Origin of the sequence: Caballeronia sp. LZ008, assembly GCF_031451435.1 — a bacterium.
Taxonomy (GTDB): domain Bacteria; phylum Pseudomonadota; class Gammaproteobacteria; order Burkholderiales; family Burkholderiaceae; genus Caballeronia; species Caballeronia zhejiangensis.
In genome coordinates, this window is record NZ_JARUXK010000001.1 from 653,065 (window position 1) to 671,584 (window position 18,520).

Below are 18,520 nucleotides of genomic sequence, written 5' to 3' on the forward strand. Positions count from 1 at the left end.
CGCTTCACGCGTTCCCTCGCGCGGATGTTGCCGCGAGGGAACGCGCCGGCGCTTACTTCGTGTTGTCGACTTCGACCTTGCCGTTGTATGTCACCTTGCCGCGGAAGAAGTAGTCCGTGCACGCCTTGTAATCGCCCGGATTGATGAGCGAGAAGGGCATCTGATAGTCGACCAGCTTGCATCCCGTCGCCGGCTTGCCGTTGATCCACGAATAGTCCTTGTCGAGATACGCCTTGATCGCGGCGGCCGAGCCTTCGTTGAAGCCTTTCATGTTGGCGCAGCCGAGCGGTTCGTCGGCGGGAATGGTCACGCCCAGCTCGCGCGTGAACTCCTTGTACGCGTTGATGCGGTTCGTCACCTGCGATTTTTCCGCGCCGCCGCCGCCGCACTCGATCCCGCCGTTGATGATGAACACCGTCGCGCCGAAGCCCGGCTTCATGTTGTTGCCGATATCGACGGCGTTCGGTTTCCAGGTTCCGTCGACGGCCCAGGTCATCGGCGGCTTGGGCGTTTGCGGCGTCACGGCGAACCAGATCGCGGATGCGAAGTTGAGCCACGTATCGGCGACGCGTCCGGGATTGTCGAGCAGGATGTTGACGTCGCCATACAGCGCCTGCGAGAACGGGCCGAAGTTGTAGTTCCACGAGAGCTGCTTCGCGCCGCGCCCGAAGTAGTCGAGATACTTGCCCGAGGCATTCTTCGCGCACGGATAGAAGATCCAGTTCGTCGCGTGCGAGCCGGGGATGCACTGCTGATACGCGCCGACCGCCGAGCCTTCCGTGTATCCCGATTCGCGCAGGAACCACAGCCCTTGCTGCCAGAAGGGAATCGGCGTGTTTTGCGGCATCGTCGCGAGTACCGGGTTGTTGTGCTCGGCGTCGTTCGAGCGCGCTTGCGCCGGCGTCAGCGAATTCCAGTTCGCGCCGGTTTCCTGCACGAAGTGCGCGAACGATGTGGCGAGCAGCTTGCGACAGATGGCGTCGGCGTCGCGTCCGTCCGTGTAGTCGCCGCAGTAGGCCGGGAATTTAGCGATGCCGCGCAGGAAGTTCACGTACGAATAAGCGATGTTGCGTACAGGGAAGAGCGCGTCGAACTTCGCTTCGGGGATGATCGCTTCGACGCGCTTCACGTTCGACGGATTGGCGGCGCGTTTCGGCACGACGGCGTTGACTTCGTCGTCGGGCAGCACGCGCAGGGCGTCGCGCAGCGTCGCGATCTGGCCGCCGGATTGGTCGATCAGCGCTTTCTCGGACGCGTTGAACTGGGCCTGCGTCGGGTAATCGGCGGGCGCGGGGATGTAGGTGATTTGAGGTTTGTAGGACGCGGGCGTTGGCGTTGGCGTTGGCGTTGGGGTTGGAGTTGGCGTTGGGGTTGGCGTTGGCGTTGGCGTCGGAACCGGAGTGGGCACAGGTACGGGCGTCGGCGTCGGCGTGGGCACCGGCACCGGAGTCGGCGTGGGCGTTGGAGTCGGAACAGGCGTCGGCGCAGGAACAGGCGCAGGAACAGGCGTAGGAACAGGCGTAGGAACGGGCGTCGGGCTCGGCGTTGCGCCGCTGCACGCGCCGAGGTCTTCCCACACGCCATACGCGCCCGATTGCGCGGGATTGTCGCCCTGCGTCCACCACTTGTTTCGATAGTTCCGCCCGTTGTACGTCACGCGCGTGTTCGCCTGCGCATAAACCTGACTCGCGGACCACGCCGTGTAGCAGCCGGACGGTGTTGGTGTCGGCGTTGGCGTTGGCGTTGGTGTCGGCGTTGGTGTCGGAACCGGCGTCGGCGTCGGCGCGGGCGTCGGAACAGGCGTCGGAGTCGGAACCGGAACCGGAGCAGGAACCGGCACAGGCGTCGGAGCCGGAGCCGGCGCAGGCGTCCCCGCCGCGCCGACATCCTTCCACAACGTCGGCGACGCAGCCGGATTCCATCCCGCGCCGGGATAAGCCGTATGCGTCTGCAAAGCCTGATAGACGCGTCCGTTGTACGTGACTGTCGTGCCCGCCGAATAGGTCGTGCCCTCGGTCCAGGCCTGCTGCGCGAACGTCAGACCCGCCTGAAGCATCAGCGCGGCCGGCAGCAATGCCAGCTTTCTTCGAATCGATGTCATCTCAGTCTCTCCAGCGTGAAGGTCCGGATGCGCGCCGGACGATTGAAGTCGGCTACCGTCGGCTCATGTTCTTTTCCGGGTAGTACGTGAACTTCCATTCCGAAATGCTCGTCTGCAGCCCGAAGCTCGCATCGCTGTCGGAAAATCCGTCCTTCTTGAGCGGCGCTTCGTTCGATGCGCTGTACACGCCGTATAACTCGCCGTCCGGCCCGCGAATCTCCTGCCACGGGCCGTCGTTGGTCATCGGATCGGCATAGGCCTCGCGCAGATAGCGCTGCACGTATGACGCGCGCGGATCGCGCAGCAGATCGTCGAAGCGCTTCGGGAACGCGCCGCTCTTGTCGGCCTTGACGTAAGCCTCGATCGCCCGGCGGATCGCGTCGCCGCGGCGCAGCAGCTCGTCTTCCTTCACGCGCTGGATTTGCGTGGTCCATACGGTGCCGACCGCCATCAGATAGATGGAGATCAGCGCGACGCACATCAGCGCCCACAACATGCCGAAGCCGCGCTCGCGCTTTCGACGTGCGCCGCCGCGCCGCTCACCACGCGCTGTAATCGCTGCCATCCTTGCCCTTGCCTTTCGCGCCGCTGCGCACGTTGTAGACGCCGGGTGTGCCGTCGGCGGGCGGCTCGGTCGTCCATGCGGTGCGATTGCCCGCGACCGGGTCCATCGGTATCTCGCGCAGATAGCGCTTCTGCACGAGCTCATCGAGCGATTGCGGATAGCGCCCCTGATCCGCGCGAAAGCGGTCGATGGAATCGCGCATCGCGGCGAGGTTCTGATGCAGCACGGTTTCCTTCGCCTTGTCCGCCTGGCCGAAGTAGCGCGGCACGACGAGCGTGAGCAAGGTCGCGATGATCGCCAGCACGACCAGCAACTCGATCAGCGTGAATGCGCGCAGCGCCTTCTTCCACATGGCTCTCACCACTTTCGATAGGGAACGCCGTTGAGACCGGTGCCTTCGGAGAGCGAATAGACGTCGTAGACGTCGTCGCCTTCGCTCGGCGAATCGGGCGGGCTCGCGTAGCTGCGCTTGCCCCAGGTCGCGTCGTCGGAGCGGCTCGGGCAGTCGCACATCGGGTCGCGCGGCACGCGGCGCAGGAAGTAGATGCGCGCGTGCGTCGGACTCGTCTTGTCGACGACGCCTTCGACGAGCGTTGCAAGCTTCGCCGGATAGCCCGTCTCGCCGACGGGACGGTCGATCTTGCCGTCGTCGCCGGCTTTCTTGTAGGCGTCGATCGCGTCGCGGATGCTCCACAGCGCGCGCCTGAACTCGTCCTCCCGGTTGCGCTGCGCGGCGATCTGCACGAGGGGCGCGGCGACCATCGCGAGCGCGGCGAGGATCGCGAGCGTGACCAGCAGTTCGATGATCGTGAAGCCCTTTTCCATCGTCGTCGGCCGGCTGCGCGGTTCAGGGCTGCTCGCGCGGCAGCCGCTGCGCTTCGCCGGTTGACTGAAGCGTCGGCGCGGGCGGCGGCAGGATCGCGATGGGCGGCGCGCTCGGCGGCTCGTTCGGCACGGATGGAGCCGATGGAGCCGACGGAGCGGGCGGCGCGGGCGGCGCGGGCAGCGGGGCTGCGGCGACCGCACCGGCCGCGACTGCCGGCGCGGCGGCGACCGGCGGCGGCAGACGCAAGCTCTCGTTGCCGGTCACGACATCGCGCTCGGTGCTGATGCGCGTTTCCGTGCCCGAATCGAACTGCATCGCGTTGCCCGTCGGCACGGCCTGATTGCGCACGATGCGCGGCGTGAGCAGCAAGACGAGTTCGGTTTCCTTCGAGTCGTCGGCGCGCGAGCCGAAGATGCGGTCGAAAATCGGCAGGCGGCTCAGTCCCGGCAAGCCCGATCCCGAGCTGCGATCGTTGCGCTGGAGCAGGCCCGCGAGCATCTGCGTTTCGTTGTTGCGCACGCTCATCACGGTTTCGGCGGTGCGGGTGCCGATCTGGTACGCGACGAGCCCGGTCGACGTCGTGATCGTGTCGGTGACATTCGACACTTTCATGCGCAGCTTCACCTGCACTTCGTCGGGACTGGCGATCACCGGCGCGACTTCCAGCGTGAGGCCGACGTCCTGATAGTTGACGCTCTCGGAGCTGAAGTTGCTGGAGAGCGTCGTCGTGACGACGGGCAGCCGGTCGCCGATCAGCACCTTCGCCTTCTCGCGATTGCGCACGCGGATGCTCGGATTGGCGAGCGTGCGCGTCTTGCCGTGCGTCTGCAGGAAGTTGATGCCGACCGGCCCGATCCGCACCAGCACGTCGCTGCTGTTGAGGTTATGCAGTTGTTCGAGCGTGACGGTGTTGTCGGGCAGCGTGGTGCCGTCGTCGATCGTGCCGGACTTGAGCCCGAACGTGATGCGGTCCGGATACTGGATACCCATGTTCAGCAGATCGGACGACGACACTTCGAGCACCTGCGCGTCGATGACGACTTCGGCGGGCGTCACGTCGAGCGCGCGGATGATGCGCTCCGCCACTTTGATCGTGTCCGGCGCGTCGCGCATGATGATCGCGTTGGTGCGCTCGTCGAGCACGGCGTCGCGCGTCTTGACCATCTGCTTGAGCACGCCGAGCACCTGCGCCGCCGTCGAGTTCTGCAGATAGAACGTCCGCACGACGAGATCCTTGTACTCGGTTTCCTTGTCGGGCCGCTTCGGGTAGATGAGGATCGAATTGCCGCTCACGATCTTGCTCGAAAGCTGATTGGCCTGGAGCACCATCGACAGCACCTGCTTGACGGGTGTGTTGCTCGCGAAGATCGTGGTCGGCGCGGTCGCTTGCACTTCGCGGTCGAACGTGAAGTTCAGCCCGGTGATGTTCGACACCAGCTCGAAGATGCTGATGATCGGCTGATCGCGGAACTGCACCGTGATCGGTTGATCGAGGTCCTTGTTGAGCTTCGGCTCGATCGATTGGCCCTTCGGCGCGAGCAGTTCTTCGCGCAGCCGGATCGCGCGCGCGTTGTCGGGCTGCTTCGCGAGCACGTCGATAACGGCCGAGAGCGCCGCCTGCGGCTGATCCAGACGCACCGATTCGGCGTAGCGCACTTCCGCGTCGATCGGCGCCTGTCGCTCGATCCACTCGATCATCTCGCGCGGGTTGTCGTCGCCGGGCGCGGCCTGCTGCGCCTTGTGCGCCCAGCCGAGCGCCTGCGCCGCGTCGCCCGCGCGGTACGCGACGGTCGCGCGTTGCAGGTATTCCATCGACAGCCTGCGCCGCAACGCGAGATACCAGCTTCTGATTTCCAGATCGTCGGGATACTGCGCGCTTTGCTGCGCGAGCAGTTCGAGCTGGGCGTCGGGCGGCATGCCCGCGAGCCGGTTTTGCAGATCCTGCCGATGCAGATCCCCCGCGCATGCCGCGATGAGCGGAATCAACAGGCAGACCGTCACGTCTTTGAGCCGGCTCATTTGAGTTCTCCAAGCGACAGCGTCTGCCGGCGCTTCAGCGGCAGGTACGTGAACTGGACTTCGCGGCGGCTGATGTCGTCGATGCGATAAGCGTTCAGCATCACGTCGCCCTTGTGCAGGAAGCCCTTCTTCTGGCAGTTCATGCAGAGCGGGAACTCGCGGTTCGCGCCGGAAATGACCACATAGAAAACGCCTTGCTGATCGAGCCAGAGCGAGCGAACCGCGAACGGCAGCGGCGGCGGCTCGGGCGGCGGCGGCGGCTTCGACGGCTTGGGCGGTTCGGGCGGCGGAGGCGGCGGCGGTGGCTGCCAGTTCTGCGTCGGAAAGAGATCGATGGGCGCGGGTCCGGCCGCCGCGACGATATCGGCTGCGCTCGCCGCCGGCGGCGCGGAAGCGGGCGCGGCGGGCTTCGCCGTCGATGTCGCCGCTGACTGTTGCGGTTCGGGCGCCGTATCGTCGCCGCCGCGAAAATACGTGAATACGACGAGCGCGAGCGCCGCCAACATCAGCCCCAGCACCGGACGCGAGATCTTCAGGGTGCGCAGGTCGAGCCGGCTCATTTCGTTGCTTCCACGAGAAACGCGCATTGCAGGCGCACCTCCAGTTGCGTCACGCCGATATTCGGCCGCGACAGGGTGAGCCGTTCGCAGCGCAGGCCCGGCAGCGTCCGCAGTTCGTGCATGAAGCCGCGGAACTGCAGATAAGTGGCGCTGAACGTCGTCTCGACGACATAGCGCCGCAGCGACGGATCGTCCTTCTCCTGCGCGGCGAGCTGATACGTGATCTGCGGAATCGCGATGCCGTTCTTCGCCGCGATCGCATGCAGACTGTGCAGGAACACGAAATAACGCTCCTCGGGGCTGACCGGCGCGACGGCTTCGTCGGGCGAGGGTGGCGGCGGTTGCGTCAGATGGACGGCGCGCGCGTTCAGATCGGCCTCACGCTGCCCGATGTCGCGATGCAAGGGCAGGATGTCGGTCAGCGCGACGATCGCCGCGCCCGCGATGAGCAGTACCGCGAGCAGCCCGAAGGTGCCGAGCCGCCACTGCGCGCGCCGCAGTTCCCAGACGAGGCGGTTCATCGGCGCGCTCCGCTCGGATGGGCGGCGTGGCTCGCCTGGGGCCGCGCTTGCGATGCGGCCGGAGCGGCGGAAGCCGCCGATGCCGCCGATGCCGCCGAAGCCGCCGAAGCCGCCGATGCCGCCGATGCCGCCGATGCCGCCGAAGCCGCCGGCGATGCCGCCGATGCCGCCGATGCCGCCGATGCCGAAACAGCGGCCGCAACCGCCGAAGCCGCCACCGGGCGCGCGACGAACGCCTTCCACGTGACCTGCAACGACGTCTCCACCGATGGCGCCGGCGGTCCCGGCTTCTGAATCTGCCGCTTGATCGCGACGCTTTCCGCGCCGGGCTGCGCCTGAAGCCAGTCGGCGTAAGAGATCGCTTCCTGGACCGAGCGCGTCTCGAACTGCATGTTGATCTGCCGCGACGCGGTGACGAAATCCAGCGACAGCAGCGCGATATTCGGATGCCATCCGCCTTCGATCAGATCGCGCGCCGGTTCCGTCGCGTAGCGCTGCTGCGCCATCAACTGCGCCATGCGCGCGTCGCCGGACTCGCGATGCGCGTTGCTGATCACATGAAACTTCGCTTCCTGCTTCGCGATCGTCGCCTCGCGTTCGTCGAGCGCCTCGCCTTGTTCCTTGAGCGCGTCGCGATACTGCATCGCCGCGATCAGCGCGACGATCCCGACGACGAGCGCGAGCAGCCCCACGGCCGCGCCGGGCCGGTTGGGACGATGCAGGTCGATGACGGGCGCTTTCATGTCGCGGCATCCCAGGGCGCGGGCAGCCATTCGACGAGCGCGGCGTCGGCCGACCAGCGCTCGCGCGCGTCCGGTCCGCCCGGTCCGCCCGGTCCAATCACGTAGCGGCGTTCGGGCGGCGTATCGGCGCAGAGCGCGAACGCGTCGCGCAGCACGCCATCGAGCGCGCCCTCGCGCGTGCGCGTCACCGGCAATGCGATGAAGGCCGTCCATCCGCCGCCGCGCCGCAGCCCGATATGCGCGATGGCCGCGTCACGCTCCGTTTCCTCCAGCGCGACGATCGCGATCGCGCCGTCGCGGATGCGCGCCGCATGCTTCTGCATCGCGAAGGTATACGCCGGCTCGATGCCGAGCAGTTGCAGCTTGCGCGTCTTGCACAGACGCTCGATGCCCGCGCACAGCGCCTCCGATATCGCGGCGGCGAGGCGTCCCTGTTCCCACGCGCCATCGGTGACGGCGTAGCGCCACGCCTCGGTGCCCGCGCCCATCTGCACGGCCTGCACGCGTGCGGCGGCGACCCAGTCCTGCGGTTTCGGCAGCGGCTGCCACGGCAGCGCGTGATAGCGCGCGAACGGTGCGCCGACCACCACGCGCAGCGCATGCAGACCGAGGTTCGCGGGCTTCGGCGCGAGCGTTTCGATGACCTTGAGCGCCGCGGCGACATCGTTCGCCGATGACAGCGGCATCGGCGCGCCGCCGAACGTGCGGGCGTGCCGTCCGTCGATCCAGATCGTCGTGCGGCTCATGAATGCGGGCGTTTTGATCGACGGCGCATTCAGCTTCGGCCGCTTCTTCGCGACGCTGCGCAACGCTTCGAGATGGTCCGACCAACGCGACATGATTCGCCCCCGTCAGCCTTCGACCATCGTGACGCGATTGACTTCGGCGAGCGTCGTGCGTCCGTCGGCGACCGCGCGCAACGCGATGCCGCGCAGCGGCACGAAGCCGCTCTGATACGCGAGTTGCTTCAGCTCGACGATCGGCCGCCGCTCGACGAAGCATTGCTTGATCGCATCGTTCAGGCGCAGCACTTCCGCGATCGGCTGACGTCCGAGATAGCCCGTGCGCCTGCACGCCTCGCAGCCCGCGCCTTTGCGGAAACGCCAGCCGGCGATCTCTTCGCGCGTGAGCGCCGAAGCGCGCAGCAGCGCGTCGTCGGGCGGATCGTCGTCGCGCACGCAATGCGGGCAGTTCTTGCGCATCAGCCGTTGCGCGACCGCGCCGAGCAGCGCGTCGACGAAACTGTGCATGTCGACGCCCATGTGCAGGAAGCGGTCGAGCACGGAGAAGACGTTGTTCGCGTGGACGGACGTCAGCACGAGGTGGCCGGTCAGCGCTGCCTGCACGGCGATGCCCGCCGTTTCGCCATCGCGGATTTCGCCGACGAGAATCTTGTCCGGATCGTGCCGCAGGATCGAGCGCAGGCCGCGCGCGAACGTGAGCCCTTTCTTGTCGTTGATGGGAATTTGCAGCACGCCCGGCAACTCGTATTCCACCGGATCTTCGATCGTGATGATCTTCTCGTCGCCGGTATTGATTTCGGTGAGCGTCGCGTAGAGCGTCGTCGATTTGCCCGAGCCGGTCGGCCCGGTCACGAGCAGGAGACCGTACGGCTCGTGCGCGATCGTGCGGATCGCCTCGACGATCTCCGGCTCGTGGCCGATCGAATCGAGCCGCAGCGCGGTGGCGCCGGCCTCGCCGCGTTGCTTGTCGAGCACGCGCAGCACGGCGTCTTCGCCGTGGATCGACGGCATGATCGAGACGCGAAAATCGATCTCGCGCTGATTGATGATCGCCTTGAAGCGCCCGTCCTGCGGAATGCGCCGCTCGCCGATATCGAGATCGGCCATGACCTTCAGGCGCGACAGCACTTGCTCGGCCGTGTCGATGCCCGGCGCGCTCGCCGTTTCCTGCAGCACGCCGTCGATGCGGTATTTGATGACGAGTCCCGCCGCCGTGCTTTCGATATGGATATCCGATGCGCGGGCCCGCAGCGCGTCGTACAGCGACGAATTGACGAGCCGGATCACGGGATGCACGTCGGCGGCGAGCGTGGCGAGCGTGATCTCGACGCCCGCATCGGCGCTCGCCGACGACTTGCCCTCGACGCTGATCTGCGTGAGCGCCTGATGCGCCGATTCATGCAGCGCGAGGTACGCCATCAGTTCGGCGGGCACGCAGAACGCGAACGCGAAGGGCTTCTTCACGCGGTTCATCGCCCAGGCGCGCATGTTGGCGTCGAAAGGGTCGGCGAGCACGAGCCACAAGTGCGCGCCGGGGTCGTCGGCGAGCAGGCACTTGCGCGACATCGCGTCGCCGAAAGAGAGCAGGTCGAAGCGCGGCGTGAGCGTTTCGAGCGCTTGCGCGTCGAAGCCGCGCAGGCCGAGCGTCGCCGTCACGTTATTCAGATAGTCGGCGGGATCGTGATCGGCATCGTCCCAGAATCGCTGCTGGCGCGTGCGCGTATCGGGCGCGATGTGCGCGGCTTGTTCCATGATTCACCCCACGGCTCCGGCCAGTTGGAAGATCGGCATGTAGAGCAGGAAGATGATCGTCCCGATGATGCTGCCCACCACCAGCATCAGGACGGGCTCGACCACGCGCATCAGCGTGTCGATCGCGCGGTCCAGCTCTTCGTCGCAAAACTCGGCCGAGCGCGTCACCATGCCGGCCAGCTCGCCGCTTTGCTCGCCCACGCGGATGAGCCGTTCGGCCACCGGCGTCGTCAGGTTCGCGGCGGGCAGCGCGCCGGAGAGCGGCTTGCCCGCGCGAATTTCGTCGAGCGCCTGCGCGAGCGCCGTCTGCAATTGCGCGGGCAAGACCTGCGCGGCGAGTTCCATCGACGTAACCATCGACATGCCGCCCGCGAGCAAGAGGCCGAGCGTGCGGTAGAAGCGCGTCAGCGCGAAGAGGCGCTGATAGTCCGCGAGCTTCGGCAGCCGCATGAACGCTTCGAAGAGCCGCGCGCGCACCTTCTCGCTGCGCAACGACAAGCCCGCGCCGACGATCGCGCCGACGACGCCCGCGAGCAGCAGCCCGCCGTGCGCCTCGACGAGATTTCCCCACGCGAGCATCACGCGCGCGGAGAACGGAATCTCCTTCATCGACGCGAACACCTGGCTGAACTTCGGGATCACGTAGAACGCGAGAAACAGGACGATGAGCGCGCCCGTCGCGATGACGATCGACGGATACACCATCGACGACACGACTTTCTTGCGCACCACGGAGAGCCGCGCGTCGTAGTGGTGATAGCGCTTGAGCGCCTCGGCGAGATGGCCGGTCTGTTCGGCGGAGGCCACGGTCGCGACGTAGAGCGGCGGAAAATGCGCGGGCTGCCGCTCGAGCGCGCGCGACAGCGGCTCGCCTTCGTAGAGCGCGGAAACGATCTGCGCGAGCACTGTGCGATTGAGCCCGTCGCGGCTCTTGTCGCGCAATGTCTCGACGGTCTCGACGAGGCTCAGGCCCGCTTCGAGCAGCGCGATCAGCTCTTGCGTGAAGAGCGCGCGCTCGAACACGGGCTTGCGGAACGTGAAGCCCGCCTTGCGCTTTTCGAGCGGCGTCGCTTCGATGAGCGACAGACCCATGTCGGCGACGCTCTGGCGCAACTGGGCGTCATCGGCGGCGTCGAGTTCCAGCTCCTGCTGGCCGCCGTCGCTTTCGACCCGTACGCGATATCGCATGGCGCTCACCGCGCGGATCATTTGGCGACGATGTCCGCGTCCTCGCCCGATCCGCCCGGCTTGCCGTCGGCGCCGTAGGTCATCAGGTCGTAATCCTTGCCGCCTTCGCCCGGCGATCGATAGATATACGGCTTGCCCCACGGATCGTTCGGAATCGCGCTGCTCATGTACGGACCTTCCCAGCCCGACGTGTTGCCGACGTTGGTCATCAGCGCGGCGAGGCCGGCGTCGGTGCCCGGATAGTGCCCGGTGTCCAGCCGATAACGGTCGAGCGCGCTTTCGATGCCCTTCATCTGCGATGCCGCCGTCTTGCTGCGCGCCTTGCCCACTTCGCCGAAGAGCTTCGGTCCGACATAGCCCGCCAATAGCGCGATGATGAGCAGCACCACCAGCAGTTCGAGCAAGGTGAAGCCGCGCCGGCGCAAGCCGATGCCGGTCTGCGTCAGCTTTCCCCTCAGTGCGGCAGCCTTCGTCAAATGGTTATACATGGCAGCCCCCGGCAGGTTCGGATCTCGGCGCCGCGCGCGTCTGCCCGGTCGGGCGATACGCGCGCGGCCCGTCGAGCATCACTTCAGTCCGTCGCTCATCACTTTCAGCAACTCGGCGTTGGGTCCGTCGCCGTCGAGTTCCCAGGCGAACGAGCCGCGCAGGTTCTGCGCTTTCACGTAGTCCATCTTGAGTTTCATGGTTCCGGGCGTGTCGTAGGACCACCAGGTGGTGCCGTCGAACTTGTACGCGGTTTTCGCGACCGGATGCTCGTACACCGTGCCGGCCGCGCTCTTCAGGAGGCGGTAGTCCTGGATGCCTTCCTCGTACTTGCCCGGCGCGGGCTTGGTGGCTTTCTGATACAGGCCGTCGCCTTGCGGACCCTTGGTGACGCCGGTCCAGCCGCGTCCGTAGAACGGCACGCCGACCACGATCTTCGATGTCGGCACGCCGCCTGCGAGCAGCGCCTTCACCGCGCCGTCGACGTTATAGGTCGGCGCATACTGGCCCGCCTTGTAGTTCGGGCTGTCGGGGTCGCCGTAGAGCGGCGCCTGGAAGTCGGTCGGCCCGTTGGTTTCCCATCCGCCGTGGAAGTCGTACGACATGATGTTGATCCAGTCGAGCGACTTGCTGTATTCGCCCGGCTCGGTCATCGCGATCTTGTCGCCGCCCGCGCCGATCGCGACCGTCAGCAGATAGCGCTTGCCGTTCTGGGCGCCGATGGCGTCGAGTTGCTTGCGGAACTCGGCGAGCAGCAGCGTGTAGTTCTTCTTGTCGTTCGGATCGACGGCGTTGTATGGCTGGCCGCCGCCGCCGGGGAATTCCCAGTCGATGTCGATGCCGTCGAACACGTCCGCGCCGATGCCGTCGCCGCCCGCGTTCGAGCCGGCGTCATAGGGCAGATTGCCCTTGATGTAGACGTCGATGCACGAGCTCACGAGCTGCTTGCGCAGCGCGTCGGTTGCCGCCGCTTTGCCGAACCATCGCGACCAGGTCCAGCCGCCGAGCGAAATGATCACCTTCAGGTTCGGATGCTTGGCCTTCAACTGCTTGAGCTGATTGAAGTTCCCTTTCAGCGGGCCGGCTCCGGCTTTGCCGTAGCGCGGATCGTTCGTCGGGAAGTCCCAGGTGTCGCCCTTGCCGCTGACGGCTTCGTTGGCGCCGAAGTTCTTTTGATAGTCGGCCCAGGCGTCGCCGCCGGTGCCTGCGTCCGCGGCGTTCGGATTGGTCGCGCCCGGCTCGGCCTTGTTGATGATGCCGCACTCGTAGCCGCCGTTCTTCTGGTAGAGGTTGCCGAACGCGTAGTTGATGAACGTGAGCATCGAGGCAGAGCCGGTCGTGTCGACGTCCTTGAGCTTGTAGTTGCGGTCGTAGATGCCCCACTGCGCGAAGTAGCCGCCGATTTCACGCGCCCCTGAGGGGGAGGGTGCGGGTGTGGGTGTGGGTGTCGGCGTCGGTGTTGGGGCCGGCGTTGGCACCGGCGTTGGCGTCGGTGTTGGAACCGGCGTGGGCGTCGGCGTTGGTGTTGGAACCGGCGTCGGCGTCGGCGTGGGCGTGGGCGTCGGCGTCGGCGTGGGCGTGGGCGTGGGCGTCGGAACGGGTGTTGGCGTCGGTGTCGGAACCGGCGTCGGCGCAGGAGCAGGAGCAGGCGACGGCCCGCCCGAGCACGCGCCGAGATCTTCCCATACGCCGTATTGCCCGGATTGCGCCGGATTTTCGCCCTGCGTCCACCACTTGTTTCGATAATTGCGGCCGTTGTACGTCACGCGCGTGCCCGCCGTCGCATAAGCCTGCGTCGACGACCACGCGTCATAACACGCGGCGCCCGACGGTGTCGGCGTGGGCGTCGGAGTCGGAGTCGGAGTCGGAGTCGGCGTTGGCGTTGGCGTGGGTGTTGGAGTCGGCGTTGGAGTCGGTGTCGGCGTGGGACTCGGGGTTGGAGTCGGTGTCGGCGTCGGCGTCGGCGTGCCGCCCGTTGCGCCGAGATCCTTCCACAACGTCGGCGTGGTGGAAGGCGTCCATCCCGCGCCGGGGTAGGCGGTATGCGATTGCAGCGCCTGATACGTGTGGCCGTTGTAAGTGACGGTGGCGCCTGCCGAATATGTGGTCCCTTCCTGCCACTCGGCGCCATTGGCACTGACTGAATAGGCAACCAGCAATGCCAGCGTCAATGCGCTAATTCTGGAATGCTTAACAAGGCGATTCATGAGAATGGCCTCCTTTGTTTCGATTATGGTTGGTTTCGATTCTCTACATTGTCAAGCTGTTTGCCTCAAACGCCGCGCATTTCAAGCGCCTATACGCGGATATATTGATAATCCAAGCTTCTCCACTAAGCAAGTTGGAAATTGATGATTAGTTTTCCTTCTGGTTTTCTTATAGGCGTGCTTTTTACGCGACGCAAAGAATACTGCTTCGAAATATGGCACCGTCGATTTGAATATGCACGTCGTGAGTTCGACATCGGGCCGTTATTTTCAATCGGCATTCCGGCGATATGGATCGTTGATGCATGCAGCGATGCGAATGTGAAACGCGCCGCAGGTCCGTATGCGGGATCGCTTTAATCGCCTGCCGGTATATCGGCGTATCGGTGCGTCAGAACTGAACCGTGACGGCAACGATCGGTGGATAGTTTTCGCTGCCGGACACACTGGTCGATGCCGCCGCGTCCTTGACGTGAGACGTGTGCTCGATCGATTGCAACGATAGCGCCTCACCCGAAGCCGATCTCGCTTCGACGCCGACGCGATACGGCGTTTTGGTCCCGCCGCAATTCACCGCGACGCGGCTTGCCTGATCGATTTCGACAGGAGCGCCGGGCGTGACGATCGAGCAGGCATTTTCGATTGTCAGAGCGATGTCCATTTTAGCCGTGCCGCTTTTCGCGAAACCTTCGGGAGACACAGCAAGCGTTTCCGCCGCAATCAAGGCGGCGAATGCGGCATGGTAGAGCGAGTGACTTTTCATGAATGGACCCGAGGGGATATTGATTTTTCGCGCCATGCAACAGTGCATATGCGCGGGTGCTTTCTAAAAAGCCCCGCGCCTTTGAAAAAAGGAAACCGAAATGCTTAGAAAACCAGCGTCGCGGTGATGGTCGACGAATACGTGCCCGCAGCCGGCGTGTCTTGCGACGGCACGCGGCCATAAACCGTGATGCTCTGGTTCGAGCCGTCGCCCGTGCCTGCGACCGTGTCGCTGTCCACCGTATTGCCCCAGACCTGCGTGCGCGCCGTATCCCGATACAGATTGAATTCGACCGATGCATCGCCGGCCGCGTTGCTCATCTTGCGGTCCGCGACAGTCGAGCCGTTCGCGGTGCCCGCGTCGAGCGCGACGCTGTAGGCCGTGCCCTTGGTGCATGTGACCGAGAGCGTCGTCGTCTGATCGAGGTTGTTGCTGATCACGCCGGTGCTGCCGAAATTCAGCGGGTTCGCGGCGATGGAGCAGTCGTCCTGCACGGTCAGCGTGACATCGAAGGTCGCGCTCTTGCTGGCGGCCATTGCATTGGGCGAAGCGACGACGCCGAGCGTGGCGGCGCCGGCAACGATGGCGATGACGGCGGCTTTGCTGAACAGATTGCGCATGAGAATCTCCGGTATCAGATTGACGACGCCGATTGCGTTTGGCGTCGCGAGAACATGAGCAAATGATAGGGAGCGCGTGTCTAAGACTGAATGAGACGACTCTTATTTGAGATGGTGAAACGAGCGGTTTCGCCGGATGGCATTGTGCTGACGCGTTTATCGAGATGCCGACGCTACATGTGAAAACGGCCTCCCGAAGGAGGCCGCCTGGCTAACGGAGACGACGTGGATTCAGATCAGTCCTTCGGCCTTGAGCGCGGCCTGCACGCCCGGGCGCGCGCCGACACGCGCCTGATACGCGACGAGCGCGGGCCACTTGCCGAGGTCGAGATCGATATGCTTCGCCCAGCTCAAAACCGTGAACAGATACGCATCGCCGATGCTGAATTCGTTGCCGAGCAGGAACTGCTTGTCATCGACTTGCTGCGCGACGTAGGCGAGACGGCGTTCGAGATTGGCCATCGCCGCGGCCTTCCAGTCGCTGCTTGCGGCCGGGTTGAAGAACGGCGAGAAGTTCTTGTGCAGTTCCGTGCCGATGAACGTGAGCCAGCTTTGCAGACGGTACCGCGCCATCGCATCGTTGAGCGGCGCGAGATGCTTCGCCGGAACCTGATCGGCGATGTATTGCATGATCGCCGGGCCTTCGGTCAGCAGTTCCCCGTTGTCGAGCAGGAGCGCGGGCACGTAACCCTTCGCGTTGATCTTGGTGAAATCCGCGCCGCTCGCGGTGAGCTTGGTCTTGAGATCGACGGCTTCGGTTTCGTAGGCGAGCCCGGATTCTTCGAGCGCGATGTGCGACGCGAGGGAACAGGCGCCTGCCTTGTAGAACAGTTTCAAAACAATTCCTCCAGGATGAGTCGCACGATTATGAACGATGTCGTGCTTGCGCAGCATCCGCTATCGCGAAACGAATTTTGTCGTTTGATGAAAGATCGAACCGCGATCAATCGAGGATGAAATCGCGCGAGGATGCGACGGTCTTCGGCGGCATCGGGAAGTCGGGGTCGGCGGCCATGTCGTGCAGCGCGGCTTCGATCGCGTCGCAGATGGCGTTCAACGCGAGATCGTTTTCCTCGAGGCCGAACGGATCTTCGATCTGCGCGGCGATCGCCTCCAGCGCCATGAACGCATACGCGACGAGCAACGCGAAAAGCGGCGTGAGCAGGCCGGCGCCATCGACGAGGCCGAACGGCAGCATCACGCAGAAGAGGTAGATCGTGCGGTGAATCATCACCGAGTAGGAGAAGGGCAGCGGCGTGGAGGCGATGCGCTCGCATCCGCCGATCACATCCGAAAGCGCGTTCAGATTGTGCTGAATCGCGAGGACGGCATAGCCGTCGAGCGCGTCTTCCCGCTTGCGTTCGGCGACCCATTCGCCGAGCCAGAGCAGAATCAGCGCGGGCCGGAACTTCGCGGCGGCCACGCGTGCGTGCAGTTCAGGCGAGAGGCGGGGCGCGAGATCGGCGAGCGCGTCGGTGTTGCGCAGTTGATGTCTCAACGCGTGAGGCAGCGCGCCGAGCGCGGACAGAAAACGTCGCTCCTCAGCGCGGTCGCGATTGTCCGGCAGCGACAGCGCCTGCTGCGCCAGCGCGCGCGATGTGTTGAGCAGCGTGCCCCACAGCTTGCGGCCTTCCCACCATCGCTCGTAACTCGCGCTATTGCGGAAACCGAGAAACACCGCGAGCGCGATGCCGACGAGCGCGAACGGCGGCGTGCCGAGCCCGAGCGGATAGTGCCGCATGTGGTCGTGCATGAAGATCGCCGCGAGCGACAGCGCGAAGATCAGCCCGAGGCGCGGCAGCAGTTGCGGCAGCACGGAGCCGCGCCACACGAACAGCAGCCGGAACCAGTTGAGCTTGGGGCGAATGATCATGGACGAGCTTGCCGGTGAAACCGCAATGAATTTCCGATTATCTCGAAAATAAGGTGCATCGCGCGCGAGACATGACGTCGCGTGCGGAAACGAAAAGGCCGTCCTTGCGAACGGCCTTCGAGATCAGCAACGCGACAATGTGATCAGAGCGCCGCGCGCGCCGCTTTCGCCGCCGCGCGCACCTGATCCGGCGCGGTGCCGCCCGGATGATTGCGGCTCGCGACCGAGCCTTCGAGCGTCAGATAGTCGAACACGTCTTCGCCGATCAGATGCGCGACGTTCGGCAGTTCGATACGCATCGCGTCGAGCGACAGGTCCGCGATATCGCAGCCGCGATCGTCGCAGATACGCACCGCGTGCGCGACGGCTTCGTGCGCGTCGCGAAACGGCAGGCCGCGCTTCACGAGATAGTCGGCGAGATCGGTGGCGGTCGAGAAGCCTTGCAGCGCGGCCGCGCGCATCGCCTGCGGCTTCACCGTGATGCCCGCGGCCATTTCCGCGAAGATGCGCAGCGTATCCGCGACCGTATCGACGGTATCGAACAGCGGCTCCTTGTCTTCCTGATTGTCCTTGTTGTACGCGAGCGGCTGGCCTTTCATCAGCGTGAGCAGCGCCATCAGATGGCCGTTCACGCGGCCCGTCTTGCCGCGCGCGAGTTCGGGCACGTCGGGATTCTTCTTCTGCGGCATGATCGACGAACCCGTGCAGAAACGGTCCGCCAGGTCGATGAAGCCGACGCGCGGGCTCATCCACAGCACGAGTTCTTCGGAGAAGCGCGACACGTGCGTCATGACGAGCGCGGCCGCCGCCGTGAATTCGATCGCGAAGTCGCGGTCGGACACGGCGTCGAGCGAATTCGCGCAGATGCCGTCGAAGCCGAGCGCCGCCGCGACCGCGTGACGGTCGATCGGATAGCTCGTGCCCGCGAGCGCCGCCGCGCCCAGCGGCAGACGGTTCACGCGACGGCGCAGATCGCGCATGCGCTCGGCATCGCGCGAGAACATTTCGACATAGGCCAAAAGGTGATGCCCGAACGTGACCGGCTGCGCGACCTGCAGGTGCGTGAAGCCCGGCATGATGGTGTCGGCATGCTTTTCGGCCATGTCGATGAGCGCGACGCGCAACTCCTTCAGCAGCTCGCCGATGCGGTCGATTTCGCCGCGCAGCCACAGGCGGATGTCGGTCGCGACCTGATCGTTGCGCGAGCGGCCGGTGTGCAGGCGCTTGCCCGCATCGCCGATCAGCGCCGTCAGGCGCGCCTCGATGTTCAGATGCACGTCTTCCAGATCCAGCTTCCACTCGAACTCGCCGCGCTCGATTTCGCCCTTGATCTGCGCCATGCCGCGCTCGATGGCGGCGAGGTCGTCGGCGCTGATGATCTTCTGCGCCGCAAGCATGGACGCGTGCGCGAGCGAGCCTTGAATGTCGACGAGCGCGAGCCGGTTGTCGAAGAACACCGACGACGTGTAGCGCTTGACGAGCTCCGACATCGGCTCGGAGAAGCGAGCCGACCAGGCTTCGCCTTTTTTGTGGAGTTGGGACGTCATGGTGAT

General features: G+C 65.2%; 18 protein-coding genes. All 18 read right to left on the reverse strand.

The genetic code is table 11. From position 1 onward, the window contains the following. Window positions 1-52 precede the first annotated feature (52 nt). The gene (locus QCE49_RS03060; RefSeq protein ID WP_250458227.1) at window positions 53-2,101 is read right to left on the reverse strand and encodes a glycoside hydrolase family 19 protein; all 2,049 of its coding nucleotides are present in this window, start codon (window positions 2,099-2,101) and stop codon (window positions 53-55) included. A 52-nt stretch (window positions 2,102-2,153) separates the two neighbouring features. Further along, entirely contained in the window at window positions 2,154-2,666 is a 513-nt protein-coding gene (locus QCE49_RS03065) for a type II secretion system protein (protein ID WP_008351032.1), read from the reverse strand. Beyond that, entirely contained in the window at window positions 2,641-3,018 is a 378-nt protein-coding gene (locus QCE49_RS03070; RefSeq protein ID WP_008351031.1) for a type II secretion system protein, read from the reverse strand. Before QCE49_RS03070 ends, QCE49_RS03065 begins: the two co-directional genes overlap by 26 nt. Window positions 3,019-3,023: 5 nt before the next feature. After that, complete coding sequence (locus tag QCE49_RS03075) at window positions 3,024-3,491, reverse strand: type II secretion system protein (protein WP_008351029.1); 468 nt, start codon at window positions 3,489-3,491, stop codon at window positions 3,024-3,026. Window positions 3,492-3,513: 22 nt separating this feature from the next. Continuing rightward, window positions 3,514-5,511 (reverse strand): secretin N-terminal domain-containing protein, encoded by a 1,998-nt coding sequence (locus tag QCE49_RS03080; RefSeq protein ID WP_250481505.1) that lies wholly within the window; start codon window positions 5,509-5,511, stop codon window positions 3,514-3,516. Continuing rightward, the gene (locus QCE49_RS03085; protein WP_008351026.1) at window positions 5,508-6,071 is read right to left on the reverse strand and encodes a hypothetical protein; all 564 of its coding nucleotides are present in this window, start codon (window positions 6,069-6,071) and stop codon (window positions 5,508-5,510) included. The genes QCE49_RS03080 and QCE49_RS03085 overlap by 4 nt, the downstream gene beginning before the upstream one ends. After that, window positions 6,068-6,592: a hypothetical protein gene (locus QCE49_RS03090; protein ID WP_250456548.1), complete on the reverse strand. Its 525-nt coding sequence runs from the start codon at window positions 6,590-6,592 to the stop codon at window positions 6,068-6,070. Before QCE49_RS03090 ends, QCE49_RS03085 begins: the two co-directional genes overlap by 4 nt. Further along, window positions 6,589-7,335 carry a hypothetical protein gene (locus QCE49_RS03095; RefSeq protein ID WP_309805699.1) on the reverse strand — a complete coding sequence of 249 codons (747 nt, stop codon included), beginning with the start codon at window positions 7,333-7,335 and terminating at the stop codon, window positions 6,589-6,591. The genes QCE49_RS03090 and QCE49_RS03095 overlap by 4 nt, the downstream gene beginning before the upstream one ends. Then, window positions 7,332-8,174 (reverse strand): hypothetical protein, encoded by an 843-nt coding sequence (locus QCE49_RS03100; protein WP_250456546.1) that lies wholly within the window; start codon window positions 8,172-8,174, stop codon window positions 7,332-7,334. The genes QCE49_RS03095 and QCE49_RS03100 overlap by 4 nt, the downstream gene beginning before the upstream one ends. Window positions 8,175-8,186: 12 nt before the next feature. Next, entirely contained in the window at window positions 8,187-9,830 is a 1,644-nt protein-coding gene (locus QCE49_RS03105; RefSeq protein WP_250456545.1) for a GspE/PulE family protein, read from the reverse strand. 3 nt (window positions 9,831-9,833) lie between these two features. Continuing rightward, window positions 9,834-11,018 carry a type II secretion system F family protein gene (locus QCE49_RS03110; protein WP_034474466.1) on the reverse strand — a complete coding sequence of 395 codons (1,185 nt, stop codon included), beginning with the start codon at window positions 11,016-11,018 and terminating at the stop codon, window positions 9,834-9,836. Between the two features lie 17 nt (window positions 11,019-11,035). Continuing rightward, entirely contained in the window at window positions 11,036-11,506 is a 471-nt protein-coding gene (gene gspG / locus QCE49_RS03115; RefSeq protein ID WP_008351020.1) for a type II secretion system major pseudopilin GspG, read from the reverse strand. Between the two features lie 78 nt (window positions 11,507-11,584). Further along, window positions 11,585-13,711, reverse strand: coding sequence for a glycosyl hydrolase family 18 protein (locus tag QCE49_RS03120; protein WP_250456544.1), 2,127 nt, complete (start codon window positions 13,709-13,711; stop codon window positions 11,585-11,587). A 391-nt stretch (window positions 13,712-14,102) separates the two neighbouring features. Continuing rightward, a complete protein-coding gene (locus QCE49_RS03125) occupies window positions 14,103-14,510 on the reverse strand; it encodes a hypothetical protein (RefSeq protein WP_144403598.1) in 408 nt (135 codons plus the stop codon). Between the two features lie 68 nt (window positions 14,511-14,578). After that, window positions 14,579-15,094: a spore coat U domain-containing protein gene (locus QCE49_RS03130; RefSeq protein ID WP_244807785.1), complete on the reverse strand. Its 516-nt coding sequence runs from the start codon at window positions 15,092-15,094 to the stop codon at window positions 14,579-14,581. A gap of 231 nt (window positions 15,095-15,325) precedes the next feature. Next, complete coding sequence (gene gstA / locus QCE49_RS03135) at window positions 15,326-15,931, reverse strand: glutathione transferase GstA (protein ID WP_008351011.1); 606 nt, start codon at window positions 15,929-15,931, stop codon at window positions 15,326-15,328. Window positions 15,932-16,037: 106 nt separating this feature from the next. After that, complete coding sequence (locus QCE49_RS03140; RefSeq protein ID WP_008351010.1) at window positions 16,038-16,967, reverse strand: bestrophin family protein; 930 nt, start codon at window positions 16,965-16,967, stop codon at window positions 16,038-16,040. A 143-nt stretch (window positions 16,968-17,110) separates the two neighbouring features. Beyond that, window positions 17,111-18,514 (reverse strand): argininosuccinate lyase, encoded by a 1,404-nt coding sequence (gene argH, locus QCE49_RS03145; protein ID WP_008351007.1) that lies wholly within the window; start codon window positions 18,512-18,514, stop codon window positions 17,111-17,113. Between the last annotated feature and the right edge of the window lie 6 nt (window positions 18,515-18,520).